This is a genomic window from Scytonema hankhaensis NUACC26 (assembly GCF_045865695.1).
Classification (GTDB): Bacteria; Cyanobacteriota; Cyanobacteriia; order Cyanobacteriales; family Nostocaceae; genus Scytonema.
In genome coordinates this window covers 1-25140 of sequence record NZ_BAACAP010000214.1, presented here as the reverse complement: position 1 = coordinate 25140, position 25140 = coordinate 1, and the positions used below count along the sequence as shown (strand labels likewise).

At 44.8% G+C, this 25140-nt stretch carries 28 protein-coding genes and 2 pseudogenes; 11 read left to right on the top strand and 19 right to left on the bottom strand.

Annotated elements, in window-relative coordinates; genetic code table 11:
- Window positions 1-9: 9 nt before the first annotated feature.
- The 6 genes from ACKTT2_RS27970 to lipP1 all read right to left on the bottom strand — a co-directional run bounded on the left by ACKTT2_RS27970 (window position 10) and on the right by lipP1 (window position 5526).
- Complete coding sequence (locus tag ACKTT2_RS27970; RefSeq protein ID WP_407892749.1) at window positions 10-201, bottom strand: hypothetical protein; 192 nt, start codon at window positions 199-201, stop codon at window positions 10-12.
- Between the two features lie 52 nt (window positions 202-253).
- Window positions 254-1423 carry a zinc-dependent alcohol dehydrogenase gene (locus ACKTT2_RS27965; RefSeq protein WP_407892747.1) on the bottom strand — a complete coding sequence of 390 codons (1170 nt, stop codon included), beginning with the start codon at window positions 1421-1423 and terminating at the stop codon, window positions 254-256.
- A 94-nt stretch (window positions 1424-1517) separates the two neighbouring features.
- Entirely contained in the window at window positions 1518-2039 is a 522-nt protein-coding gene (locus ACKTT2_RS27960) for an erythromycin esterase family protein (protein ID WP_407892744.1), read from the bottom strand.
- A gap of 146 nt (window positions 2040-2185) precedes the next feature.
- Window positions 2186-3430: an L-dopachrome tautomerase-related protein gene (locus ACKTT2_RS27955; RefSeq protein ID WP_407892742.1), complete on the bottom strand. Its 1245-nt coding sequence runs from the start codon at window positions 3428-3430 to the stop codon at window positions 2186-2188.
- Between the two features lie 90 nt (window positions 3431-3520).
- Window positions 3521-4321, bottom strand: a complete 801-nt coding sequence (locus tag ACKTT2_RS27950) for an SDR family NAD(P)-dependent oxidoreductase (RefSeq protein ID WP_407892740.1) — start codon at window positions 4319-4321, stop codon at window positions 3521-3523.
- A 155-nt stretch (window positions 4322-4476) separates the two neighbouring features.
- Window positions 4477-5526 (bottom strand): LipP1 family hormone-sensitive lipase, encoded by a 1050-nt coding sequence (gene lipP1, locus ACKTT2_RS27945; RefSeq protein WP_407892738.1) that lies wholly within the window; start codon window positions 5524-5526, stop codon window positions 4477-4479.
- Window positions 5527-6085: 559 nt separating this feature from the next.
- Here lipP1 and ACKTT2_RS27940 point away from each other — a divergent pair.
- The gene (locus tag ACKTT2_RS27940) at window positions 6086-6745 is read left to right on the top strand and encodes a DJ-1/PfpI family protein (protein ID WP_407892736.1); all 660 of its coding nucleotides are present in this window, start codon (window positions 6086-6088) and stop codon (window positions 6743-6745) included.
- 124 nt (window positions 6746-6869) lie between these two features.
- Window positions 6870-7292, top strand: coding sequence for a DUF6220 domain-containing protein (locus ACKTT2_RS27935; protein WP_407892734.1), 423 nt, complete (start codon window positions 6870-6872; stop codon window positions 7290-7292).
- A 38-nt stretch (window positions 7293-7330) separates the two neighbouring features.
- On the opposite strand, the pseudogene ACKTT2_RS52385 reads toward ACKTT2_RS27935, so the two are convergent.
- Window positions 7331-7660, bottom strand: a pseudogene (locus ACKTT2_RS52385) (IS701 family transposase); the annotation flags it as partial.
- Between the two features lie 6 nt (window positions 7661-7666).
- Between ACKTT2_RS52385 and ACKTT2_RS27930 the strand changes: the two are divergent.
- The 3 genes from ACKTT2_RS27930 to ACKTT2_RS27920 are packed head-to-tail and all read left to right on the top strand — an operon-like array spanning window position 7667 to window position 8578.
- Entirely contained in the window at window positions 7667-8377 is a 711-nt protein-coding gene (locus tag ACKTT2_RS27930; RefSeq protein WP_407892732.1) for a LuxR C-terminal-related transcriptional regulator, read from the top strand.
- Window positions 8332-8451, top strand: a complete 120-nt coding sequence (locus tag ACKTT2_RS27925; protein WP_407892861.1) for a type II toxin-antitoxin system HigB family toxin — start codon at window positions 8332-8334, stop codon at window positions 8449-8451. Before ACKTT2_RS27930 ends, ACKTT2_RS27925 begins: the two co-directional genes overlap by 46 nt.
- A gap of 4 nt (window positions 8452-8455) precedes the next feature.
- The gene (locus ACKTT2_RS27920) at window positions 8456-8578 is read left to right on the top strand and encodes a hypothetical protein (RefSeq protein WP_407892730.1); all 123 of its coding nucleotides are present in this window, start codon (window positions 8456-8458) and stop codon (window positions 8576-8578) included.
- 63 nt (window positions 8579-8641) lie between these two features.
- On the opposite strand, the gene ACKTT2_RS27915 is transcribed toward ACKTT2_RS27920, so the two are convergent.
- A complete protein-coding gene (locus ACKTT2_RS27915) occupies window positions 8642-10558 on the bottom strand; it encodes a thiamine pyrophosphate-binding protein (protein ID WP_407892728.1) in 1917 nt (638 codons plus the stop codon).
- Window positions 10559-11099: 541 nt separating this feature from the next.
- Complete coding sequence (locus ACKTT2_RS27910) at window positions 11100-11927, bottom strand: class I SAM-dependent methyltransferase (RefSeq protein ID WP_407892726.1); 828 nt, start codon at window positions 11925-11927, stop codon at window positions 11100-11102.
- 587 nt (window positions 11928-12514) lie between these two features.
- Between ACKTT2_RS27910 and ACKTT2_RS27905 the strand changes: the two genes are divergently transcribed.
- Complete coding sequence (locus tag ACKTT2_RS27905; RefSeq protein WP_407892724.1) at window positions 12515-12670, top strand: hypothetical protein; 156 nt, start codon at window positions 12515-12517, stop codon at window positions 12668-12670.
- Between the two features lie 142 nt (window positions 12671-12812).
- Here ACKTT2_RS27905 and ACKTT2_RS27900 read toward each other — a convergent pair whose 3' ends face one another.
- From ACKTT2_RS27900 to mnmA, 6 genes and pseudogenes are all read right to left on the bottom strand, one after another.
- Window positions 12813-13112, bottom strand: a complete 300-nt coding sequence (locus ACKTT2_RS27900) for a hypothetical protein (protein WP_407892722.1) — start codon at window positions 13110-13112, stop codon at window positions 12813-12815.
- Entirely contained in the window at window positions 13112-13285 is a 174-nt protein-coding gene (locus tag ACKTT2_RS27895; protein WP_407892720.1) for a DUF4365 domain-containing protein, read from the bottom strand. The genes ACKTT2_RS27900 and ACKTT2_RS27895 overlap by 1 nt, the downstream gene beginning before the upstream one ends.
- Window positions 13228-13380, bottom strand: a pseudogene (locus ACKTT2_RS27890) (Uma2 family endonuclease); the annotation flags it as partial. The gene ACKTT2_RS27895 and the pseudogene ACKTT2_RS27890, both read right to left, overlap by 58 nt.
- Before the next feature lie 2 nt (window positions 13381-13382).
- Entirely contained in the window at window positions 13383-13949 is a 567-nt protein-coding gene (locus ACKTT2_RS27885) for a Uma2 family endonuclease (RefSeq protein WP_407892718.1), read from the bottom strand.
- Window positions 13950-13996: 47 nt separating this feature from the next.
- Window positions 13997-14821 (bottom strand): Uma2 family endonuclease, encoded by an 825-nt coding sequence (locus ACKTT2_RS27880; protein ID WP_407892716.1) that lies wholly within the window; start codon window positions 14819-14821, stop codon window positions 13997-13999.
- A gap of 241 nt (window positions 14822-15062) precedes the next feature.
- A complete protein-coding gene (mnmA, locus tag ACKTT2_RS27875; protein ID WP_407892714.1) occupies window positions 15063-16109 on the bottom strand; it encodes a tRNA 2-thiouridine(34) synthase MnmA in 1047 nt (348 codons plus the stop codon).
- Window positions 16110-16366: 257 nt separating this feature from the next.
- Between mnmA and ACKTT2_RS27870 the strand changes: the two genes are divergently transcribed.
- The 4 genes from ACKTT2_RS27870 (at window position 16367) to ACKTT2_RS27855 (ending at window position 19530) form a co-directional block, all read left to right on the top strand.
- A complete protein-coding gene (locus ACKTT2_RS27870) occupies window positions 16367-16555 on the top strand; it encodes a hypothetical protein (protein ID WP_407892712.1) in 189 nt (62 codons plus the stop codon).
- A complete protein-coding gene (locus tag ACKTT2_RS27865; protein ID WP_407892710.1) occupies window positions 16552-16833 on the top strand; it encodes a type II toxin-antitoxin system RelE/ParE family toxin in 282 nt (93 codons plus the stop codon). Before ACKTT2_RS27870 ends, ACKTT2_RS27865 begins: the two co-directional genes overlap by 4 nt.
- A gap of 330 nt (window positions 16834-17163) precedes the next feature.
- Window positions 17164-17853 (top strand): hypothetical protein, encoded by a 690-nt coding sequence (locus ACKTT2_RS27860; protein WP_407892708.1) that lies wholly within the window; start codon window positions 17164-17166, stop codon window positions 17851-17853.
- Between the two features lie 60 nt (window positions 17854-17913).
- On the top strand, window positions 17914-19530 hold the full coding sequence (locus tag ACKTT2_RS27855) for an NAD(P)H-hydrate dehydratase (RefSeq protein ID WP_407892706.1): 1617 nt from the start codon (window positions 17914-17916) through the stop codon (window positions 19528-19530).
- Between the two features lie 152 nt (window positions 19531-19682).
- Here ACKTT2_RS27855 and ACKTT2_RS27850 read toward each other — a convergent pair whose 3' ends face one another.
- The 3 genes from ACKTT2_RS27850 to ACKTT2_RS27840 form a co-directional block, all read right to left on the bottom strand.
- Window positions 19683-19931: a hypothetical protein gene (locus ACKTT2_RS27850; protein ID WP_407892704.1), complete on the bottom strand. Its 249-nt coding sequence runs from the start codon at window positions 19929-19931 to the stop codon at window positions 19683-19685.
- A 172-nt stretch (window positions 19932-20103) separates the two neighbouring features.
- Entirely contained in the window at window positions 20104-20640 is a 537-nt protein-coding gene (locus ACKTT2_RS27845; protein ID WP_407892858.1) for a phosphate-starvation-inducible PsiE family protein, read from the bottom strand.
- 304 nt (window positions 20641-20944) lie between these two features.
- A complete protein-coding gene (locus ACKTT2_RS27840; protein WP_407892855.1) occupies window positions 20945-21856 on the bottom strand; it encodes a tetratricopeptide repeat protein in 912 nt (303 codons plus the stop codon).
- A 570-nt stretch (window positions 21857-22426) separates the two neighbouring features.
- On the opposite strand from ACKTT2_RS27840, the gene ACKTT2_RS27835 reads away from it, so the two are divergent.
- A complete protein-coding gene (locus tag ACKTT2_RS27835; RefSeq protein ID WP_407892702.1) occupies window positions 22427-24472 on the top strand; it encodes an elongation factor G in 2046 nt (681 codons plus the stop codon).
- A gap of 210 nt (window positions 24473-24682) precedes the next feature.
- On the opposite strand, the gene ACKTT2_RS27830 is transcribed toward ACKTT2_RS27835, so the two are convergent.
- Window positions 24683-25140 (bottom strand): peroxidase family protein (locus tag ACKTT2_RS27830; protein WP_407892700.1); only part of this gene is annotated, 458 nt, incomplete at its 5' end.

The following is a 25140-nucleotide window of genomic DNA, read 5'->3' as shown; positions in this document are numbered from 1 at the left end:
GGCAAATTCCTAGCCAGGAATTTCGTATTCCGATGGGAGCGGTGGCGGATAATTGCCCTTGCGCTGTTCGACATCAGCTCGATTCAACGCTGATGTATGTACTTTTACCCGAACCTCTCCCCGACTCGGCTCTAGATTGGGAATCTCCTTTAGCTGTAAGACTTCAGGACTGCCGTACTTTTCGATAACAACTGCCCACATAAGCTTTGTCCATAATAATTAGATTTTGGATTTCAGGAACACCCAGTGACATTTAGGGTTTAAGCACAACTTTGATACAGTTGTCTTTCTTGTGCTTGAAAATTTCGTAGGCGTGTGGTGCTTGCTCTAGAGGCAGACGATGGGTGATGATAAAAGATGGGTCGATCTCGCCATTTTGGATGCGATCGAGTAATGGGCGCAAATACTTATGAAGGTGCGTTTGTCCCGTTTTCATGGTTAAACTTTTGTTCATGAAAGCACCCATCGGTATCTTGTCTACAAAACCGGTGTAAACACCAGGAATCGACAGGTGACCGCCTTTGCGACAGGCAAGGATCGCCTGTCGCAGTACATTTGCACGATCGGTCTCTTGACGTGCCGCTTGCATTACCTTATCGTAGACGCCTTCCAAACCCATTCCGTGTGCTTCCATTCCTACAGCATCCATACAAGAATCGGGACCGCGCCCACCTGTCATTTCTTTGAGGGCTTCACCAACATCTACTTCCTCATAATTAAGGACTTCTGCCTTGCCTTGCGATGCAGCCATTTGTAAACGTTCGGGAACTCGATCGATTGCAATGACCCGTCCTGCACCTAGCATATAGGCACTTCTAATGGCAAATTGCCCAACTGGACCGCAACCCCATATCGCTACAGTATCTCCTGGCTCTATGTCACAGTTTTCCGCTGCCATGTATCCTGTAGGAAAGATATCTGTTAGAAACAGGACTTGTTCGTCTGTCAATCCATCAGGGATCTTGAACAAACCGACATCAGCAAAGGGAACGCGGGCATATTCAGCTTGACCTCCGGCGTAGCCTCCCGTCAAATGGGAGTAGCCGAAAAGACCAGATGGGGAATGACCCATAAGTTTTTCTGCCATCCAAGCGTTAGGGTTGGAGTTATCGCATAGCGACCATAAATCTTTTTGGCAGAAGAAACACGATCCGCAGGAAATGGTAAAGGGGACGACTACACGATCGCCCTTCTTTACATTCTTGACGGCACTCCCCAGTTCGACAACCTCTCCCATAAATTCATGACCCAGGATGTCGCCCTTTTGCATCGTGGGGTTGAAACCGTCATAAAGATGTAAATCCGAACCGCAAATCGCCGTTGACGTGATTTTCACAATCGCATCACGGGGATTAATGATTTTTGGATCGGGTACTGTTTCTACCCGTACATCGTTAGCTCCTTGCCAGCAAACTGCTTTCATGGTTTAAAATCTCCTAAAGTTAAGTGGTTGGTGGTAGGTACTTCACGCACCTTGACCTCGATACTGTATCAATAGCCTTTTGAATCAGGCTGTGTTACCCGTTAAAGCCCGATCGCAGTCCGGCTGCTGCTTCCTTAACCGCCTGCCTTGCTTTATAACTTAAGACAGCTGTTATTGAAGTATACAGACTGTAGAGGTCAAGTCCATAAAAGCCAACTTTGGTTGCATTCTCAGCCAAGACATCATTGTATTGACGCAACCAACCGACAAAACTCAACACCTCTGTGTTGCGCCACATCCACATCGGGAATTGTTGAAAACTCGAAAGCGCTTCTGCTGGCATCGGATCGTCATTTACTCCCCGCACATAGCGGTTAACTCGATAAGCATCGGGCCAAGCCGCCTCCACTGCTACTGCTGTAAAGCCTTTCTCTTGAATCAGCCTTTTGGTAATCAAAGCCCGCTGTTCGTAGAACTCATGAGTTCCGTGAGAAGCTTCGCCAATTAACACAAAACGGGCATTACCGATTAGATCCATCAAGGGATCGTAGTGTCCACTTGTAACCATTAAGGGATATGCAGACTCACGCACTGCCTCAACTAGCTTTTTCATCATTCTATAAGAGAAGTTAGATATAACCTATGCGGATGGAGAATTTCGCGGAATTGGTTAAAGTCTATACATTCCGAGCGTTCAAACGGATTCAAAAATAAGCATTAAGTGTTTACCTGCATTTGCTGTTTCCACACTTCTGGAAAAAGTTAGCGCAGCAGGACAGGCTTGGCGTCAATGCGGATGCGGAAGAGCGTATAGGGCTTGCGGCGCAGATCGCGTCCTCCTTGGTAGCGTGCCTGACGATTCAACTGGTTTGCCGTGACGTAAAGATATCCGTCCACCGCAACAGAGAGCGTATCCGGCCATATCAGGCGCGGGTCGTATGCCACCGTCTCCCACTCTTTGTCAGGGCGACGACGCAGGATTGCGTGGTGTTCGTAATTTGTCGCGTAGATATGTCCCTCTGCATCCGATTCCAGCCCGTCCGCACCGCCGCCCTTGTCTCCCTCGTCGATGACGGTGGCGGCGACTGCTTTGTCGTCGAGCGAGCGATCTGCTAGCGCGTCGGTGGCAACGCTGTAGAGCCGTCGGCTGGCGAGCGGGCAGTAGTACAAGCGTTCCCCATCCGCACTAATGGCAATCCCGTCCGATCCCATCTTAATCGGCTTAGTTGTCCCATCCGGCTGACGCTCTAGGAACGGGCGTCCCTCGACGACTGGGAGGAAATTCTGCCGCTCCTCAGCTTTGGTTGAGGGATGGTCATTAAGCTTACGCCAGCTTTCGCCAGAAGCTAAGTCTACTACGATAATCCCGTTCGGTCCAGAATCGGAAGAGTCGGTGATAAAAGCCATGCCCTCGACACCGCGCCGCAGGTCGAAACGCACATCGTTGAGGTAGGTGGTGGGTAGGGCAACATCCTGCGGGAAGAGGATTTTCTTAATGACTCGATCGCTTGCCAAGTCCACACAGACTAGCTTTGGACCGCCATACTGCGTTGGCTGGAACAGAGGGCTTCCAGTGTCGAGAATCCACAGGCGGTCTTTAGGATCGACCACTACACTCTGCACTGACACGAGCGCTGCGGCTAGGTCGTTGGGATTGGTTTGGTTGGTCGCCTCGTCTGGGTAGGCAACAGGTTTACCCTCTCGGATCTCGGCTACCGTGAATTCGACCTCATCACCCCATTTTGGGAAATTGACAAAGATGCGCCCCTGCTGCGACACTGTCACGCCCGTCGGCATCGCGCCGTTAAAGTAGGCGATTGGCTCCAACGTGCCCACCGGCTTAACGGTTGGCAAATCCTGCTCCTGAATGGTCTTCGCATCGGTCTCACTGGATTGAGCTATTTCAGCCTCTACCGACCTTGCTGGAAGTGAACTGATAAGGGCGACAGATGCAACTCCCACTCCCGCCAGCGTGACAAACTCTTTTCTCGATATTTTCTGGTTCACAAACTTCTCCAATAACTACCAAAATAACAAGTGGAATTTATCATGGCTATCAATTTCACGTTTACCACTTATAAAGCCCAACGCAACAGATTATTTGTTAGCTGACCCAGGCTCAGATAAATTGCGGTGCTGTTCGGCATTGACGGTGTCAGGCAAGACCTTGCTCACAGTACCTTGAATCTTCGTCTTGAGCGAGCCAGCGATGATGTCGTCCTTGCCTGCCATCATAGCTTCAAAACCCTGCTTGGCAACAAGGGCTGGGTCGTCCTTCTCACTTGCGCCCACCTTGGTGTCGTCCATACCTGCGCGGTGAAAAAAGTTGGTCTCGGTTGGTCCAGGCATAAGCGCAGTCACCGTAACTCCCGTATCCTTCAACTCATTGCGTAGTGCTTCTGAGAAGGAGTGTAAAAACGCTTTGGAAGCTGCGTAAACTGCCTCAAACGGACCAGGCATTAGAGCAGCAATGGACGACGTGAAGAGGATTCGTCCCTCGCCGCGATCCACCATGTCCTTTACCACCCGTTTGGCAAGATGTACGGAGGACACAACGTTTAGGTTGATGAGATTGAGTTCGTCCTTCAGGTCAGTCTCGCGGGCAAAGTCGCCACCAACTCCTACACCCGCGTTAATAGCGATCGCATCTACCGGTCGGCCAGTCGCCTTAATCTTGTTATATAGCGTTTCAACACCGTCATAGGTAGCGAGATCGGCTTGCACTGTCTCAACCTTGACACCCAGTTCAAGAAAGGCTTGAGCTGCTTCGTTAATAGTCGAACCAGTGGCTGTGACTAAGAGATCGAAGCCGTTTTGAGCGAACTGTTTGGCAAGTTCGTAGCCAATGCCGTTGGAGGCACCAGTCACGACAGCCAGTCTTCGGGTCAAACTGTTCATGTTCTTCTCCTTCTTCTACTACTAAAGTTTGCCTGTTCGTATATTTAGGGTTTAAGTACAACTTTGATACAGTTTTTAAGCACTTGTCATTGTGAAAATCCTCTAGTTTCTTTTCTAGTTTGGTAGAGGATAAGATTGACTTCCTACCCCTATTGCTAGCTGCTAAGCCTGGTGTTCCCCAGAAATCCCGATTGCAATCCAGCTGCCGCTTCTTTAACCGCCTGCTTCGCCTTATCTACCACTGCGCCCGTGCCAAAGAATTCATGAGTCACGCCGTTATAGTTGGTTGCTTTGACGGAGACACCTGCCTCACTCAATCGTTTCGCGTAGGCTTGTCCTTCACTACGCAGTGGGTCAATTTGTGCCGCGATCGCGGTCGCAGGCGGCAGACCACTCAGGCTTTCTGCTCGCAATGGTGAAGCATAAGGATTACTGCCGTCGGACTCGCTGTTGAGATATTGACTCCAGAACCACATCATCAATGCTTTGTTGAGAGGCTGAGCATTGGCATTCTCCTGGTAGGAGGGTGTGTCGAAGGCGTAATTGGTAATGGGGTAGATTAGCAGCTGATGCACGGGTATCCTACCGCCTCTGTCACGTGCCATCAGACAGGTAACAGCCGCCAAGTTGCCACCCGCGCTCTCACCACCAACTGCAACTCGATTTGGGTCGCCGTTAATTTGGTCAGCGTTCGCGATCGCCCATTGAGTTGCAGCATAGGCATCTTCCGCAGCTGCGGGAAACTTATGCTCTGGGGCTTGGCGATAGGCGACTGATATAACTATACAGTTGGCTGCATTAGTCAGCGCCCGACACGAGGAGTCGTAGGTATCCAGGTTAGCGATTACCCAGCCACCGCCGTGGAAATAAACTAGTACGGGGAAGGGTCCCTCCCCCGACGGCTGATAAACACGCGCCAAAAGGTCTCCCTCTGGTCCTGGTATGAGTATATGGCTGATATCACCGACAAATTCCAATGCAGGTTCACCGCGTTTGGCAAGTACGCCCATAACTGCGTGTGCGATCGTAGGGGCGTTGCGAGCGTTCATCGGCGACAGTTGTTGAATGGGCGGTGCGTTAAAAGAAGCAAATTCATCTAAAACAGCTTGCATTTGCGCGTTTGGCGTAGACACAGCCTCTGCCGACTTTGCCAGAAGTGGACGACTGCCAAGGGCGATCGCCGCAACCCCTGACCCCGCTAGCATGGCAAACTCTCTTCTCGATATTTTCAGCCTCACAAGCTCCTCCAAAAAGTACCACAGCAAAAGTGCAATCTAACTCTGACTGGTTTTTCCATCCAATTTCACGCACTCCGCCAGCGATCCCCTGTGAAGCCGTGCATTATTTGCTTGTTTGATACAAGTATTCCCGATCGCGCCAAGCCGGTTTTGGAATGGTGAATGAGATACAATGTGCTTGAATACACTCGCTCAATATGAGCATAGCAGCTTACCGAACTAATATTAAAAAGCTAGAGGTAATCCCTCTTCTATCGTTGGTGGGTAATGTCAGAGCTATTGGACTGTCTAAAGAAATAAATCAGTGCTAAATTAAGATGTAATTATAAATACAAATACGAAGTGCGATCGCAGATCGGGTTCATCTTTGACCTGATTGATAGCTTCAAATAAACACTGCAAGGGCATTGTCATCATGGGCGAAAAGAGTACTCGATCGAGGACTAGGCGTAATGAGTTGCCATTCCTAGTATAGGGATAGATTGCATGACAAACGCCACTAAAGCACCACTAAGAGGATTGATTCATGAGTAACTTACAACAGTATATCATTGGCTTGGTCATATATCCTGGCATGACCACACTCGATATCGTAGGACCCCAAACTGTGTTTAATGCGCTTCCCGGCATCAAGCTCCATCGTATTTGGAAAGCGCTAGAGCCGATTGAAGCGGACGACGGCATGGTGGTTGTTCCAGATACAACCTTTGCAGATTGCCCGCTTTTGGACGTGCTCTGTATCGGTGGCGGCTTGAAACAGATGGCAGTCGTAGACGATCCAGAAGTGCTTGAATTTCTCAGGAAACAGGGGAGTACCGCCAAGTTCATCACCTCGGTGTGTGGCGGATCTGTGTTTCTTGCAAAGGCAGGACTGCTGCAAGGTTATCGCGCCGCGACGCATTGGGCAATGCGGGACGAACTTGCTAAGTTGGGTGTTGAGGTCGGAACTGAGCGAGTCGTGATTGATGGCAATCGGATATCGGGAGGAGGGGTGACGGCAGGCATTGATTTTGGTCTGAAGATCGCTGAAATGCTTCGGGGTGAGGAAGCTGCCAAGATTGTTCAACTCTCGATCGAGTACAATCCTGCGCCGCCGTTTGATACGGGTTCACCCGAAAAAGCGGGACCTGAGTTAGTGCAGAAGGCGCTGTCGTTTGTTACGGGACAATTGAGGTTAGTAGTATAGCGCTACGCACTTAGATCGAAACCCGTTATTTTCTGAGAGCCTCGCTTACAAAGTGCTTTGAGCGCAGATCTCAAAAAGTAACTTGTCCTAACTCAATTATGTAGTGTCATATAGGCAGTCCGAAATGATGATAAACGCAGAAATAGATCGTGCTTCCCCACAGTGGATGCAGATTGGTTTTTATGTAACTTCAATTGTTTTTAATCTCTGCTTGATAGCTCAGGTATTAACTGTTGGGGTTGCCTACTTCGACGATCCTGGCTGGTGGACGGTGCATATTTGGCTTGTGCGAGGGTACAGTGGACTGTCGTTAGTCTTGCTGGGCGGGTCGTTGAGCCTTCCATTCTCGGGTAAAATTCGCTCGCTCGCCGCGAGTCTGCCCGTGCTGCTTGGACTCCAATTTTGTAGCATTCATCTCAAGACTCCACTTCACTTAGAGGTGCTTCATCCGCTGATTGGATTCACGTTATTCTATGTTTCTTCAAGCCTTGTTCATCATGTATCACGTGAGGTGTTTAACAAGCCAGATGCTGTCACTGAATCGTAGGAGGAACTTGTGACAATTTCAACTCAAAGAAACTCATTTTCTGGGAAAAAAATGCGATAATTTATTACACAAAACTTGAGAGTTTTTGGATTCACGTATATGCAACTAACTATTCCGATTCCTTTGATAATACCATATTCATTCCCACTATATTGTCTTCGTACTATTTCTATTTCTTCCAAAAATCTTTTATCTACCACTGTATCATCAAATATAATATAAGTATCATCAGGGATAATTAAATTTTTGACATTCTCCCAAAGTAGACGAGAAGTTAACTTTTCATCTCTTAAATAATAATTGATTTGAACGTGACTAATATGTTCTAAGTGTTCTGCTAAATTAGTAAGAGTACACTTTAGACAAATCGATCTATGACAATTTCCTTGAAGCTTCTTTTTGAAGCCATCAATAAAACTCATAGCGAACACGATCTACGCTCGCAAATCGTGCCAAAAATTGGTGAGTATTTTTCAGCTAAACGGTGGGGGCTTTTTTTCTTCGACCAACTTCCCTTAGTAGATAGCAATTTTCAGAAAATACTGAAAGTAGGGCTATCAATCGAACATAATCCTGTTGTGCGTTATTTAGTGGAGCGTCATACTCCCGTCCACGAAGCATTGGTGACGTCACCAAAGGCTTGGACAATAATTTGTCCCCGTCCCGATCATTGGCATGTGATGGCAGGACCGATCGTAAATTGCGGTCAATTAGTGGGTGTAGTAGGCTGTACCCGCGAAAAGTCAATGCCTGCCTTTGATACACAAAATTTAGCTGATTTAAGTGCCATCTGTTTGCACTTATCTATTTGGGCTGCAACAGTGCGAGCGCGAAGTGTTTCTGTTGATACAGTAATTCTGAAGGATACAGGATCGCGGCAACAATCTTTCAAAAGCGATCGCTTAACGGCTCGTGAATTGCAGATTGTAGAATTAGTGGCTTTGGGGCGAACAAACGCACAAATTGGCAATGAACTTTGGATTACTGAGAATTCCGTAAAGCAAGCATTAAAGCGAATGTTCCGCAAGCTTGAAGTTTCATCTCGTGCAGAAATGGTTGCACAGCTTTCTCAATTCAAAATCTAAAATTTAAATATTCTAGTCAAACAATTTTTATAAAATACATTCTTACCCATGCTGAATATGACAAGGAAAAATAGAAAGATGAAATCTACGCATTGTATGATAATAGACGGGCAAGATGCCCGTCCCACAAGAGCAATTAGCGCTCGTCACTCACTAGAAATACAAAGTTACACCAGTTTGAACAAAGAATACAACAGATAGTTGGTCGAAGTTCAGTCTAGGTAAGACTTTCTCAATCCACGCATCTAAAATCCACGCATGGTATTAGCCAACCAATGACTTGACCTTATTGATAATGCCATCGGGGTCAATTCCTTGATGAGGGAACTGTTCCCAAAGACCGCCGCAACCTTCATGATGAGTTCCGAGGTGAGCGAATTTGGGTGTAAATCCTCGCTCGAGTAACCAAGTTCCAAAGCGGATACCCAGTCCGTTTCGACGGCTCATGGATTCCACAACCAGTACAAAAGGTGCTGCACCGATTTTAGCAAGGGTCTCTTCATCGACAACATTGAGTGTGGGTTTATTGATTAAACCAACATCAATTCCTTGCTGCTTGAGACGTTCTACTGCATCAAGCGAGCGATACAATCCATCACCATAGCTGACGATGTAACCTGCTGTTCCTTCCCGTACAACTTCATCTTTACCAGGAACAAAGGTGTAACCTTCGCCAAACATCTCTTTGCCTTTAGTATCAAGAATGTGAGGAACTTTGGAACGGGTGGAAAAGATAAACCGCAAACCTGGATCGAAGAAGACTGCATTAACACACGCTGTCATTTGAGCAGCATCTGCAGGGAAGTAAAGCCGTGTTTCGTAGCCGTCATCCAACCCATTATCGGCAAACATATTGTTTAAACCGAAGTGACAGGTGTTATCTGCCATGTCATCAATTCCGGAGTGGGAGAAGTGACACAAAACGTTGGAATAGTTCAACCGCGCCATTGTGATTTCAGAAATACACATTTCCAAAAAGGCGCTGAAGGTACCGAAAATACCTTGCTTTCCTTTTTCCATACCAAATCCGGCGGCGGCGGAGAAGTTTCCTCTCTCCATAATTCCAGAACTGACAAAGATTTCTGGGTGAGCATCATGAATTTTTTTCAGACCGCAAGAACCTTCTAGGTCGCTATCGATACAGAGGATTTTTTCTTTGCGTTCTGTTTCGCTCATGCGACTGAGGACGGAGACGACTGCTTCGCCAAATACGCTCCGGTTGGAACCCCATTTGTCGCTGACACCAAGGAATGTGTAGCTTTGCTTGGGCTTGGGTATGCTCTTGAGGTGGTTGACAGCTTCGGTTAATCCACGCTTTTCTAGGTAAGCGATCGCTTTATCTACAGGAATCACGTCATGACCGTGGATTGAGCCTTCGATACCTTCAATTCCCACAGCCATTTTTCGCTTGTTGACTAAAGCAACAGGTCCCGACTGTGTAACTGCTGCACAAAGGCGACGGTACAGCTCGTCCAAGTCTTCGCCATCACCCTCATTGACAGTTAACCCATGACCTTCAAGTGTTTTAGCAACACTAAAACCTGGTAAATACTCTGAAGGATGTCCAGCGATAGTCACATCATTATCATCAATGATGAGTTTGATGTTAAGATTTTGAGCAACAGCCAAACGTGCTGCTTCTGCATCATTGCCTTCCTGCTGCGAACCATCAGAACCCAAGCAGACAACGACTTTGTTGGGATTAGCTAACGCCACACCATTAATATAAGGCCAAACGTGTCCCAATCGTCCGGAACTAAATTTAACACCTGGTGTTAAGCCAAGTTCGGGGTGTCCGGGTAATCTTGAATGAGCTTCGCGATAATGGACGAGACTTTCAACATCCAACTCGCCGTGCAAAACAGCCATCAGGTATTGAGTAGCAACGCGGTGTCCTGCTTCATCAAAGAAGATAGGGACAAATTTATCGGGTGCTCCTCGGAAGAATGCATCAAGAATGACTACTTCTGGTACTGTATCGTAAGCACCACCAGTGTGTCCGCCTACACCCCTAGCAGCACCTGTGGCGGTAAAGAAAACAATTGCATCGCGGCAAAGCTGAATGTTAGCTTTGAGTGTTTCTCGTTGCTCGTTAGTTAGGTTAGGATTGCTTGGGTCTAGTGCTATTTTTTTGTAAGCGCTAAGATTAATCGGAAAGCTAGCAGCTACAGCAGTAGTCATGGTTAATATTCCTGAATGTCAGTGACTTACACACCGAACCGTTGTTAAATTCGGTTCGCCGCGAAAGAAAACAGTACGTTTATAATGGACTTAGGTAAAAATTGACTCGCGTTCGCGAAGCGCAAGCCGTACCCAGCTTATCGCTCTCAAACAAATCTATTTGAGTGTACCGCGAATACGCTCTTGGGATTTCGCTCCTCACATTGATATTTTGCAACAGAACGTCAGCTATTGTTAGCAATCTTAAGACTGCTTTAAATAGCATGAAGCACTGCAAAGCTTTTTCTATGGAATGGCAACGAATTATAAATAAGTATAAATGCTTATGTGCATTATAGGCAAGAGCAATAGCAAAAAAATCTCACTCTTTGTGTTGTTCAACACAGCAATTCCCCACTACTTGTGTAAAGCGAATGGTATTTTACCTTAATCTTGCGACTTAGGGAATAGCTAGGACAGTACTTACAGCAGTTTTCAAGTAAATGAACCGTACAGTCCAAGCAAAGCTTTCCCAATCCAAAATCTAAAATCCAAAATGGTATCACCTATGAGCTATAACAAAAAAGATAGAAGCATCACACCAAGCACCTTGCTCTGTAGTCGGTAATGCCTGAACTTCTGCGATATACTCAGCCTTACACCGCTCTAACTCATCAGCTGACAGTTCAAAGACTTGATGTCCAAAAACATTCTTTGAATTAATTTGCCACAATTCTTCAGCACTGTTATTGTCAGGGGTAAAGTACCAACCAAACTGCTCTTGGATAACTTCAATATTTTCAAATCCTGCATTGTATAGCACTCGATAGCACTTTTTCAGCGCACCAAGTGGCTCGTTAGGGTTGGGAATTTGTATACCATATCTTTGGGCTACTTCTCTAAACAAAACTGACGGTGGAAAAGCTTTTTCTGCCCAAGCATTGAGTGCTAAAAGTCCATTGGGTTTAAGCCAAGAGTACCATTTTTTCAGAGCAGCCGGAATATCAGTCAAATAGCAAAGTGCTAAAGAACAAAAGATCGCATCAAAAAAGCGATCGCTAAATTCTACAATTTCTGTATCTGCTTCAAGAAACTCTGTATTTTGTAAGCCTAAACTGAATTGCTTTTGTCTGGCTTGCTCCAGCATTCCAGCAGAAATATCCACACCAATGACTTTACCTTCAACACCGACTTTTTGAGCAGCAGCAAGTGCAACTAAACCAGTCCCTGTTGCGATATCCAAGACAGTTTCTCCCGGTTGAAGGCAGGCAAATTCAAGCAAGCGATGGGCAACAGGAGCATGAAACCTACCGCGATCGTAATGAGTTCGAGAATTGAAGTTAGCTAGTAGTTTTTGCTTATATTTATCTAACTGTGTATGATTCAACATTGTCAATTGAAGTCTGAAGTCTGATACCATTTTTATGTTAGATTTACCACCCTTAATCCCTCCTTGGAAAGAGGGTAAATTTAGAGTTGATTCGTAAGGTAGGTTGGGTTTCGTTCCTCAACCCAACAATTCGATTCAATGTTGGGTTTCTCAACCCAACCTACGATGTCTTAACGTTTACTTTATGAATCATCTCTTAAATTTCCGGTTCCCTCCCCTTATCTGCGTCCATCAGCTACAGCCTGCGGTTAATTTTTTCTTTCTGTACCTCACGGTAATCGCTACAAGCTTTCACGTCAAAAGCGTAACTCCTATGTTTAATGACAGTGGTGTGGCGAAAATCAATTGGGTAAAAACTTATGGAAATTTGGGTGAATTTAGAATTTGAGGACGGCGATTTCTAAGAAGGATTTAGTAAAATACTACTTAAGATAGATGCTTTTGATAAAACCAATGATTCCACGAGAGCGCAAGCACAAATTTCTCATCTCAAACGCATTGCAGAAACCTTGCGACAAGACTGGCTTTTCAAAAAAACAGGTAGCCCCCTAAAACAGTATCTACAGAAGTGTACGACCATACCACAAATGATTACACTCCCAACCCAAAACTCCCTCATCATAGCGATCGCAACAGAGGAAAATCATGCCATTCAGCTAGAATTTAGTGAAGCTCCTGACAAAGCATTTAAAGTAGAAATTAGCTATCAAGATGCTGTTGTCATACAGGAGTTCGTGCAGTAAAGTCTTGGTTGTTTAGTTGCTTGTGGTTTCGTACTTTACAAAAGTGAGAATTGCAGCGACCAGATCCCTGACTTCTTGGAGAAGTCGGGATGTAACTGTTCGCAAATGATTTATTAGCTCGCGATCGCCACATCAATTCGACTTAGCTAGCACGTACACTTGTATTAATCTCACTGACAATTTCTTGGAAAGACACAGATTCGAGAACAGATAGAAGATTCACCGCTTTAGCCACTAGATAGGGTCTGTCTTCATACTCATCCTTACTTGGCAGAACAATCTGAATTGCTTTTCCGCGATCGTCAACACCCTTTTCAAACAAGAGTAATCGTGGATTGGGATGGTTAATGGCTGCCCAGTGATTTTGCTGAAGGTAACGAACCACTTCAGCCACATGAAGCTCTTGAATTTGGGGATAGTTTGACAGAACTTCAGGGGTCATCACCATTCTCCTGTTTTGACTCTTTCTATTAAGGTTAACAAAGATTCTGGGGTGAGGCGCTGCGATCTTGAAATTCGGATTCTGACAGACTGGCGGTTTTCGCTAAGGTTGCCACTGAGGTATTCCCAATAGCGAGTTCGATGGCAATGAGTGGGGGAATGTATTCTCGCCAAAAAACATAGGAACGACGCATTTTGCCATCCAGCATTGGCGGTACACCAAGTACGTAAAACCAATCGGGTGCTTCGGCTCCTTTTTCTGGTGGTTCGCCTAAATGATCTTCAACCATCCAAACAAATCCCCCACTGTTAAGTGGAAATCTTTCACTAAATCTGGAACAGGTAAAACCTCTTCTGGTTGCTCTAACAGTTCTGGTTGTTGTCCCGGTGGGTAAACTAGCACGGACTTTTCACTAGGATCGACCAACCAACCTAATTTACTGCCATATTTTAAGCAGTGTAATATCTTTCCAGTCACCTTGGTTTGGCTTTGGTCTGGTGAGAGAATTTCAATTGTCCAGTCTGGCGCAACCGCGAATACATTAGCAACATCCCCATTTTCATCAAGAGGAATTCTTTCCCAAGCAAATACCACTACATCTGGAACGATTGAGCGTCCACCAAAGGTACACCTTAATTCAGGGAAAGCCCTAGCAATACGCTGAGTTTTTGCTACGGTATTAATGTTTGTAACGAGTTCACCTTGAAGAGTACTGTGTTTTCCTTGGGGCATAGGTTTTTGAATGATTTCACCATGAATGTATTCACTTGCAGGTTTAGTTTCTGGGAGTTTCAGAAACTCTTCCAAGGTCAGTGTTTGCGTTGGTGCTTGTACCATATGCGTTACCTGTGAATCCAGCGATTGTATCGATCGCTCGTCGCTACCTACTCTAACGTATCTGGGTCAATACCCATTGCTCGTAACCGTTCTGCTAGTTGTGTAGCTTTTCGCTCTACAGCGAGAGATCTTTGTCTTTCTTGCTCAGCCCTCTGTCTTTCTTGCTTAGCTCTCTGTCTTTCTTGCTCAGCAATTTCATTGCCAATTAGCAACAGGTTACCATTTGTATCCCACCAGCGTAACCAGAGCTGCTCTGGATTATTCAAGTAACTCCCTCGCCATAGTCCTAGTTCCACTCCTAAAGGTGGAATGGGATAATGATTTCGCTCATTGGGTTGCAGCTTTTGGTATGAAAAATCTACCAAGTGATAAACCTCCAACTTGGCATTATTGATTTCATAGATAGCATAGTAAGGAATTCTGATAATTTGTTGATATACCCAAAATTTACCAGGCTTCGCACTTTCTCGACGACGGGCGAGGGATAGAGGAGTCGCATCTCGTTCTTCATCGCCATTGCCACTTGCTAGTTCTATAGCAATGAGTGGGGGGATGTATTCCCGCCAAAAAACATAGGAACGACGAATCTTGCCATCAAGCATTGGTGGTACACCAGGTACATAAAACCAATCTGGTGCTTCGGCTCCTTTTTCGGGTGGCTCAGTCTCTCGCCAATATATACCACAGTCTTGACCAATGCAGTACTGTCCATCTGGATGCAGTTGTTGCAAAACAGGAGTGATGGAGTCAGTCAAAATCAGACATTGAGGATGTTCTTGAAAATTTTTCACAAACGAACCATCTGACTCTGGCAATTGAGTATGGTCGGGAAACTGAGGTGGTATATCAATTTCAGTAAATATTTCACTCATGTTCTTAACACAATAGCAACTATTATTAACTATCCTGCACCATATCTCAAGGATTCAAGCATCGAAATTGAAGGGTTTTCCCTTTAGAATAAAGCGAAAGCCTTAAAATAGGTGCAAACCATTATGTAATCGTCTTGCCTACTTGCAACCATCCAAACAAATCTTTTACTGTTAATTCCAATGCTACCGAATCACAGAACAGGTAAAATATCCTCTGGTTGCTCCGACCAATCTAATTAAATTACTCGATAATGCCACCGCCTAAAACCTTTTCTCCGTCATACCATACTGCTGCTTGTCCGGGGGTAATGCTGAACTGGGGTTCGTCAAATACTATGCGGACGCGAGAGTTTTCTAAAGGAATCACTGTTATTGGTACGGGTGTTGACCGATACCGGACTTGTGCTTCGGCTCGAATAGGGCTGGATGGTTCGGCTATAGATATCCAGTTGACTTGACTTACCGTGCATTCTGGCTGAGTTGCTTTTGTACGATCGCCCACAACCACGCGGTTATTCACTGCATCTAGAGAGATGACATACAGTGGTTCGGCGGCGGCTATCCCTAAGCCTTTTCGCTGTCCGATTGTGTAGTGATGGACACCATCGTGCTGTCCCAGAACTTTCCCTGTACTATCTACAATATCCCCTGTTTTGGGCGCAAGATATTTATCAAGAAATGCTCGCATAGAACCGTTACTCTCTACCAAGCATAAGTCTTGACTTTCTGGCTTATCAGCAGTTTTCAAACCGTGTTCTGCGGCAATGCGACGGGTATCAGCTTTGTGCATTTCCCCAAGAGGAAACACGGAACATGATAGTAAATCTTGTGACAAGTCATAAAGAAAATAGGACTGGTCTTTATTGCGATCGACAGCTCGCAACAGTTGGTAACGTCCGGTTGTTTCATCGTACTGAATGCGGGCATAATGACCTGTGGCAATGCGATCGCATCCTAAATTTTCGCGAGCGTACTGCAACATGGGACCGAACTTCACTGTTTTATTGCACTGCGAGCAAGGTAAAGGTGTAATCCCCGCGCTGTAACCATTTACCAAGAAATCAACGATATTTGTTTGAAAGACATCCCGAATATCAACAACATGATGGGGAACGCCTAGCTGTTCGCAAATATAAGCCGCATCTATCATACCCTCAGAGCAACATTGACCCTTTCCTTTCATCAACCAAAGGGTCAAACCAATTACTTCATAGCCTTGAGCGTGCAGAATGGCTGCTGCGGTGGAACTATCAACGCCGCCTGAAAGACCTACTACGACTTTGTTCATCTCCGTATATTGCGATCGCTATTGACCGCTTCCAATATAGATAGAATTTTGCACCTCGCGCCTAACTTTTGGTAGTTTCTTCGCGATCTGCAAAGCGGTATCTCAAGCGTACCAAATTTGATGCTCTCTCGCCCACCTAACTTAAGAATAAAGTGGTGAACGATAGTGATTAGTGGTTATTGGTTAGTTGTTGGTCATTGGTCAGGCAGTTAATAATGTCTATACTATATAAGTAAAGCTAGTTTCGTGCTAAATTCATGGAAAGTCTAAACGTTAAAGAAGAAGCTCGAAAGTTGATAGAAAGATTGCCAGAAGACTGTACATGGGACGATTTAATGTACGAAATTTATGTTAGGCAAGTAGTTGAGGCTGGGCTTGCTGACAGTAAAGCTGGTAGAGTTAGATCTGTACAAGACGTTCGGGCAAAATTTGGAATACGAGAGTGAAAGTTTTTTGGACTGATACAGCTGTAGAAAATCTGTCTGCTATTTATACTTACGTTTCACAAAACTCACCTCAGTATGCGGCTAGAGTAGTTGACCGTATAACTAGACGTTCGGAGCAAATTATTAATTTTCCTCTGTCTGGTCGGATTGTACCGGAATTCAAAACTGAGCAAATTCGTGAAGTTATTGAAGGTTCATATCGAATCATATATTATATAAAGCCCGAACAAATAGAAGTGCTAGCTGTAATACACGGTTCACAGCAAATCAACCAATAAATTTGATGTTTGAAGACGATCCAGCTAAGCGTTTCTGACAAAGCTGTAACAACTATACTGCCATCAATACCAGTTTGACAGTTTCTTCGCGATCTGCAAAGCGGTATCTCAAGCGTACCAAATTTGATGCTCTCTCGCCCACCTAACTCAAGAATAAAGTGGGAAGAATAAAGGATAAAATATGAAATATCTCTCAATAAAGGGGTATATCGCTTAAATTTCGACTAATTCCATTGTTTCTGCTGACAAGAGGGGAGTAGGACAGTAAACCTACTCAAAAATGTTGTATTTTTGATACTCTATACTTTTCCAGCGAGCGTACAAATAAATATGTCGAAAAAAATACAAAGTAGGAGCGCAACATCTTTCAGTGTTTATTGTCTGTCTTTTCTTTTGGGAGGATGGATAGCAATACTACTGCCATTAACTTCTGCAAAAGCTCAGGATGAAAATTACCCTCCCCCCCCACTTCCTGAAAACATTCAGGAATATGGCGTACCCCAGGAATTCGACCGGAGGTATCCAGACAACAGACGGTGCTATCGTATATTAGTGAGTAGAAGTAACGGACTAAATCGAGTTCGACAAGTAGTCAGCGATGCTTTCTTTTATGGGAATGCCATCCAAGCCGGATATGGGTGTGGAGAAGCTCGTATGCGGGGGCTAACTAGTAGGTTAGTATCCAATGGTTTAAGAGGCGTTAGAGCTATTGAGGTTTCAAATGGTGAGATTATCGATGACAGACCTTATCCAGATAGACCCTATCCGGGTAGAAGATGCGGTTACAGTGATAAATGCTACTATGTAGTCGTTCCTGCTATTTCTCAAGACTTGCGCGATCTTGAAGGACGGATTAGAGGATTAGTCAGGTACGGAGAATATGTAGAAGCTAGAAATGAGCCACGGGGCGAACACGTGAGAGTTGGACCTTTTGAAGAGCGATCGCAAGCAGAAAGTTTAAACAGGTATCTCCGAAATCGAGGAAATTTATCAAATGCCAGAGTTTATTATGGCAAATAGGGATTGGTGATTGGGGATTGGGGATTTTGAAGTAATCTAAAATTTAAAATCCAAAATTATATGGGTAGACAAGAACTGATTTCACAGGTAGTTGTCACCGCACAACAAATGCGGGACATCGAAGAACGTATCTTTGCTGGGGGAATGCCTATAGCAGCTTTGATGGAAAAAGTAGCAGGATTAATTGCCAATCGCATCCAAAGAATAACGGTAGAAGAGAATACCTACTCCCCCCCCTTCTCCCCTTCCCCGCCACTCCCTCTCCCCCAGTCCCCAGTTTCCAGTCCCCAGTCCCTCTCATTCCGTATTGGAATTCTCGTCGGTCCCGGTCACAATGGTGGTGATGCTTTAGTCGTTGCTCGCGAGTTGTATTTTCGCGGTTATGAAATTGGTATTTATTGTCCTTTCTCCAAACTTAAAGAATTAACTTCGCAACATTTACAGTACGCTCAAAGTATAGGTATTCCTTGTTACTCGTCAATTGAGCAACTAGCGGATTATCACCTGTTCGTTGATGGGTTGTTTGGATTTGGCTTGGAAAGAGCGATCGCAGATCCTATTGCGACAACTATTAATCGACTCAATGAATGGCACAAACCAATTATCGCCATCGATTTACCTTCTGGATTGCATACAGATACTGGGGAAGTGTTGGGAACTGCAGTTCGTGCGACTCATACCCTTTGTTTGGGTTTATGGAAGCTTGGTTTATTGCAAGACCATGCTTTGGATTATATTGGCAAAGCAGAATTAATAGATTTTGATATTCCATTGGCTGACATACACGCCATATTAGGCAAATCGTTAAGTATAAAACGTATTACAAGAACAACTGCGCTTTCTACTCTTCCTTTACCTCGTCCACCAGTTACCTACAAGTACAAAGAAGGACATCTGCTACTGATTTGTGGTTCGCGTCGTTATTCTGGAGGAGCATTACTCACTGGGTTAGGAGCAAGAGCAAGTGGTGTGGGGATGCTTTCTATTGCTGTACCAGAATCTCTCAAGTCTATAATGGTGGCACAGTTACCCGAAGCACTGATTATTGGGTGTCCGGAAACTGAGTCAGGAGCGATCGCGCAACTTCAACTACCAGAAAATACTGACCTCAGTAAATTTAATGCTATTGCCTGCGGTCCCGGTTTAACAAGAGATGCTAACCCAATATTACAAGAAGTTTTAGACAGCACAGCTCCTTTGGTTCTTGATGCCGATGGCTTAAATATCTTAGCAGATATGGGGACTATTCCTACATTACAAAAACGGCAAGCACCTACAATACTGACTCCCCATGCTGGTGAATTTAAGAGATTATTTCCCGATATTTCCGATCCCAATCGAGATAGAGTCAAAGGAGTCAAAGAAGCAGCCGCACAAAGTACTGCAGTCGTGTTGTTGAAAGGAGCGAGAACTGCGATCGCGAATCCTCAAGGTACAGTTTGGCTCAATCCTGAAAGCACCCCAGCATTAGCAAGAGGAGGTAGTGGGGATGTATTAACCGGGTTACTTGGCGGATTGATAGCTCAAGCTTCTTCTAAGAATATTTTTATAGAAGATATTACTGCAACTGCAGCTTGGTGGCACTCTCAAGCAGGAATTCTAGCAGCACAAGAGCGAACAGAGTTAGGCGTAGATGCACATACTCTCACGCAGTATTTAATACAAGTGTTGCGTTAAGAAAAATGCATTCTCAGGCGGAGCCTGGGAACGAGATTGCACTCAAAACATCTCAAAAACATTTCATTTCTTGTGGGGTGGGCGTCCTCGCCCGCCCTACTGTGTAAATTCAAAGCGCAACAACTTACTATGTAAATTCAAAGCGCAATAGCTTACATCTTGCCATGTTGCAAGACTTGCTGAAGGTGATGACGGATTTCTTGTGCATGCTCGATGTCAGCCTGACGCAACTTCTGGAATAGTTCTACACAAGGTTGAGAACCTGCTTGCTGTGCATCGTTGATATAAGTTTCGTAAGCTTTGATGGCTTCCGCCTTGTTATGCAAAACGGTGAGAAAGTCGTATTCCAGGTTGCTTACGGGATTCTGGGTTTGAGTATTGTTTCCTGGTGTTTGAACCATGAGATTTACCCTCCTATTGGTTTCTTATTCTCTTATTCCCTTCTACTTGCCTGAAGGAAGGTCTTCATCTGTCCAAAAGAATACCTAACTTGGAAAATTGGTCACTGGTCACTGAATTACTAGTCACTGGTCACTGGTCACTGGTCACTGGTCACTGATTACTGGTCACTGATTACTGGTCACTGGTCACTGAATAGCGTCTTGAATGGAATTCGCTTTCCTGGTACATATCTTCGTGATGTTTAATAGGACACACCTTAGTATTGGCACTTATACAATCCATATGGGGTGTTTTAGCGCACACTATCAATAGTCCACCTAAAATTAGCAATAAACAACAAATGGCTGCAGCTTGAATCCAAGAAATTTCTAATGCACCATGAACCACAACTTCTCGCAATAAAGACACAATTGTAACTTCTACTGCAACTCCAACTGAAATACTATGCTCTTGTAAATAAACCATGAGCAATCGGAACAACTCAACCAAAATCAAGATAAACAGTATTTTGGCTGTCACATGTTTATAATCTACTGATTGTGTGAGAGCAGTTGCTATCCCCCATAACTGAACGAGCATAACGGCAAATAAACCCAAACACAAAATAATCACGATTAAATCTTGGAAAGCTTCCATATTGCGAACTATCCAGTGTCGGTCAATCCAGCGATTGGAGAATAAGAATTGGCTCTTGAGGCGCTTTTTCATGAGCATGACATTACCACTTAAGAAAGGATAAAGGATGAAGGATAAAGGATGAAAAATTTCTCCTTCATACTTCATATTTACGGATATAAGCCCCTAATTTTGTTCATAAAGGATACAAATTGGAAACAAAAATTAGACTAATTTTTGGTTGAAATCCAGTCAAAATAAGACTTACTCAATCCCAAATCTAAAATCTAAAATCCAAAATTGTATGAGACAGCGTTTGTAGCGATACATTATTGTTTCAATTCCCAAATTTTTATTATGGGAACTTTACTTCATACTTTACACTTTATTCTTTCACCTAGCGCGGTTGATAATTAAAATTTTGCGGATTATTTAAATTTTGTGTCTGTTGCAACAATTGTGAGGCTTGGTTTGCCCACCGTGAATTTCCTTGAGCTTTGTATAAATCTCTGGCGTATTGTAATACTTTTACAGCGTCGGAATATTGTCTTAATTGTATAAAAGCTAATCCCGCTCCATAATAAGCATTTGCATAATTAGAGTTCCCTTCTGCTGCTTTTCTAAAAGCTTCTAATGCATCTTTGAATTTACTTTGACTGAATAAAATTGTTCCCAAATTGTAATGAGCTTCTGAATATTTGGGGTTGATTTTGACCGCTCTGCGAAAGACTTCTTTTGCTTTATCTGTTTTCCCTTGTTGCAAGTAGCACAACCCTACATGGTAAGCTGGTTCGGGTGCATTGGGGCTAAATTCCATTGCTTTCCTAAAGGATGGTATGGCTCTTTCCCAATTTCTTTGTTGCTCGTACACTAATCCTAAGTTGTAGTGCGCTATCCCTAGTTTGGGATCGATTTCTATTGCTCGCCGCAAATAATCTCCTGCTTGTTGCAGATTGGAACCTTCTAGGAGCGATCCACCTAAGTTAGCGTAGGCTAGGGCAAATTTAGAATCTGCTTGTGTGGCTTTGTAAAATGCATCTGCTGCTGGTTGTAACTGTCCGATTTGTCGCAGTGCTAGCCCCAAGTTGTAATGTGCTGGGGCTAAATTAGGATCGAGTTCGGTGGCTTTGCGAAATAATGCGATCGCATCTGTAACTCTCCCCACTTTTATTGCCTGTAACCCTTGGTCTAAATACTCTGGAGCACCGCTGTCAACGTATTGCGTGAGTAGAGAGGGAGTGGGAGAGGGGGGACTCGGGACCCCCTCTGGGGATAGGGGGGAAAGGGGGAGAGCGCTGGAGTGGGAGATAAAGCTTTCGGTAACTAATATTAGACTTACTAGGATAGCAAGACGATACCTAGAGATACAAGTAGCCCTCTTCAAGCTACCCCCCTTAGTCCCCCCTTGGAAAGGGGGGAGATTGAATCTCCAGTTCCCTCCCCTTTCCAAGGGGAGGGTTAGGGTGGGGTAAGACATAAGCTCAAACTCAGGTTTTGTCACATTCCCAAAATATTCTTGAAGTTGCGTAAGTAGATAGGTGAGCAAACGAACTGTATAAAAATATGTAAACACGTTAAAACCCTTACAAATGACTAATGACAAATGACCAATGACAATCGACACTTTTGTTACATTCACTTTACAAACTTTTGGTTTCAAAGGGATTAATTCATATAAGTTTAGTTTCATACATAATTGTTTGTAATATTTAATTTTTATTCGGTAAAAGATTACAAGAAAATACGATTTTAATCGGTGTCTCTTAAAGAGGAGATAATCTCAAATTAAAGACCGCATAATCTTTTGAAGAAACGACTTTTGAAGCCTTAATTACTTAGAATAACGCGGCTAGAAACAACTAGTGGCTAGGGAGGATTTATGAACGAAAAAGTCAAATCGGGTTCGCGGAATGTGGCAATTGTTGGTCCATATTTAAGTGGAAAAACTACGTTGCTGGAAAGTTTGTTGTTTGTGACAGGGGCAATTTCGCGCAAAGGCACCATTAAAGATGGCAACACTGTGGGAGATAGTGCTGCTGAATCACGCGATCGCCAAATGAGTGTGGAAGTTAGCACTGCTTGCACTGAGTATAGCGATATTCGTTTCACATTTGTGGACTGTCCTGGAAGTGTAGAATTTGCTCAAGAAACTTACAACGCTTTAATGGGCGTAGATGCAGCAATTGTTGTTTGCGAACCCATCACCGAACGAGTCTTAACTCTTGCGCCTCTGTTTAAATTTCTGGACGACTGGGAAATTCCCCATCTCGTCTTTGTTAATAAAATGGATCGGGCGAATATAAACGTTCTAAATACGCTACATGCTCTCAAAGCCGTTTCTAGCCGTCCCCTAGTTGCACATCAATATCCCATCATGCAAGGGGAAGCACTGATTGGCTTTATTGACTTAGTGAGCGAACAAGCGTACAAATATCATCCCGGTGCGCCAGCTGACCCCATCCCTTTCCCGGAAGAACTTAAAGAGGAAGAACATATCGCACGAGCCGAAATGCTCGAAGCTTTGGCAAATTTTGACGACCATTTACTAGAAGAACTTTTAGAAGACATCGAACCGCCTCAAGAAGAAATACTCCAAGACCTGAAAATGGAATTGGGAGCAGATTTAGTCGTACCCGTTTTCTTTGGCGTTGCAGAACAAGATTATGGCGTGCGTCCGCTTTTACAAGCCTTGGTTAAGGAAGCCCCCGAACCGGAAGCTACAGCAGAACGTCGCTTGAAAGGTCAATCGAGTAAGTCACCTCTAGCGCAGGTTCTCAAAACTTACTACACTCCCCAAGGTGGCAAAATATCTTTAGTACGGGTTTGGCAGGGTAAACTCACTGACGGAATCGTACTGAATGGCGTTCGTGCTGGTGGTCTTTATCGCCTCATGGGACAACAGCAGGTGCAGGTCAATGAAGCTTGTGCGGGTGACATCATTGCTATCAGCCGTTTGGAAGGTATTAAGACAGGAGATACAATTTCTTGCGATTCACAATCTGTCACAGCGTTACCTAAAGCCGAGCACCTCGAACCCGTCTATGCCCTCGCTATTACTCCTGAAAAGCGCAATGATGAGGTGAAGCTTAGCAGTGCAATTACTAAATTGCTGGAAGAAGATTGTTCTCTGGCTTGGGAACAGCACGGGGATACTCATGAAGTGATCCTTTGGGGTCAAGGCGAGATTCATTTGCAAGTAGCCTTAGACCGTTTGCGCCGTAAGTATAACTTACCCATGACTACGCACTTACCGCAAGTGCCTTATAAAGAAACAATCCGCAAACCTGTGACATCAGTACACGGTCGTTACAAGCACCAAAGTGGCGGTCACGGACAGTTTGGTGATGTTTATCTAGATATCCAACCATTGGCGCGGGGTGAGGGTTTTAACTTTAAGGAAACTATTGTTGGCGGTGTTGTTCCCAAACAGTATATCCCTGGCGTGGAGATTGGGGTGCGTGAGTTTCTGACACACGGTCCTTTGGGTTTCCCTGTAGTGGATGTCTCGGTGACTCTGACGAATGGTTCTTACCATACTGTTGATAGTTCCGAACAGGCGTTCAAGCAAGCGGCTCGTGTTGCTATGCAAACAGGAATACCTAAGTGCGAACCGACTCTACTAGAACCTATTGTTCGCGTTGAGGTTAAGACTCCTAATGAATTTACTGCTAAAGTCTTGCAACTCGTGACTGGTAGACGGGGGCAGATTTTGGGTTATGAAGGTATCGGCAATTGGCACGGTTGGGATAGTGTTGTATCGTATTTACCACAATCAGAAATGCAAAACTTTATTGTGGAATTGCGATCGCTGACTCTTGGTGTTGGTTCTTTCCATTGGGAGTTTGACCATCTCCAGGAGGTTCCTGATAAGTTAGCCGAGCGCATTCTCGCTAGTAGTAATGGTAATGGGGGGAATGGTAAATAGTTTTTAACCGCAGCCTTAGAGGATGTTTTAAAAGTCCTCTTATCGGTAGCAAAACGTTCGATATCCCCCTAAATCCCCCTTTTTAAGGGGGATTTTGCTTCTATTTCCCCCCTTTTTAAGGGGGGCTAGGGGGGATCGATAAGTGACTAAAATCACAGCCAACCACTTTTCAAACAACCTCTTAACGCAGATGGACCTTTACGCTCTCGACTAAGCGAGGTCAAAGCGATCGAGGTTCATCACCTTGTCCCACGCTGCCACAAAGTCATGCACAAATTTCTGCTGCGAGTCCTTAGATCCGTAGACTTCCGCGAGAGCGCGTAGCTGAGAGTTTGAACCGAAGATGAGGTCAACACGGGTAGCGCTCCACTTGAGTTCGCCTGTTCTGCGATTGCGCCCCTCGAACTCATATTCATCTTCAGTGGTCGCCTTCCACGTCGTGCCCAGGTCAAGCAGGTTCACGAAGAAGTCATTGGTCAACGTCTCTGAGCGATCGGTGAAGACGCCGTGTTTGGACGCTCCAAAGTTCGCACCCAGGACGCGCAAACCGCCCACGAGAACCGTCATCTCAGGTGCTGACAGGGTCAGCAATTGCGCCCGATCGACTAGCAACTCCTCAAGCGATTCGCTGTGTTTGCCGCTAGAGTAGTTGCGGAACCCGTCTGCGG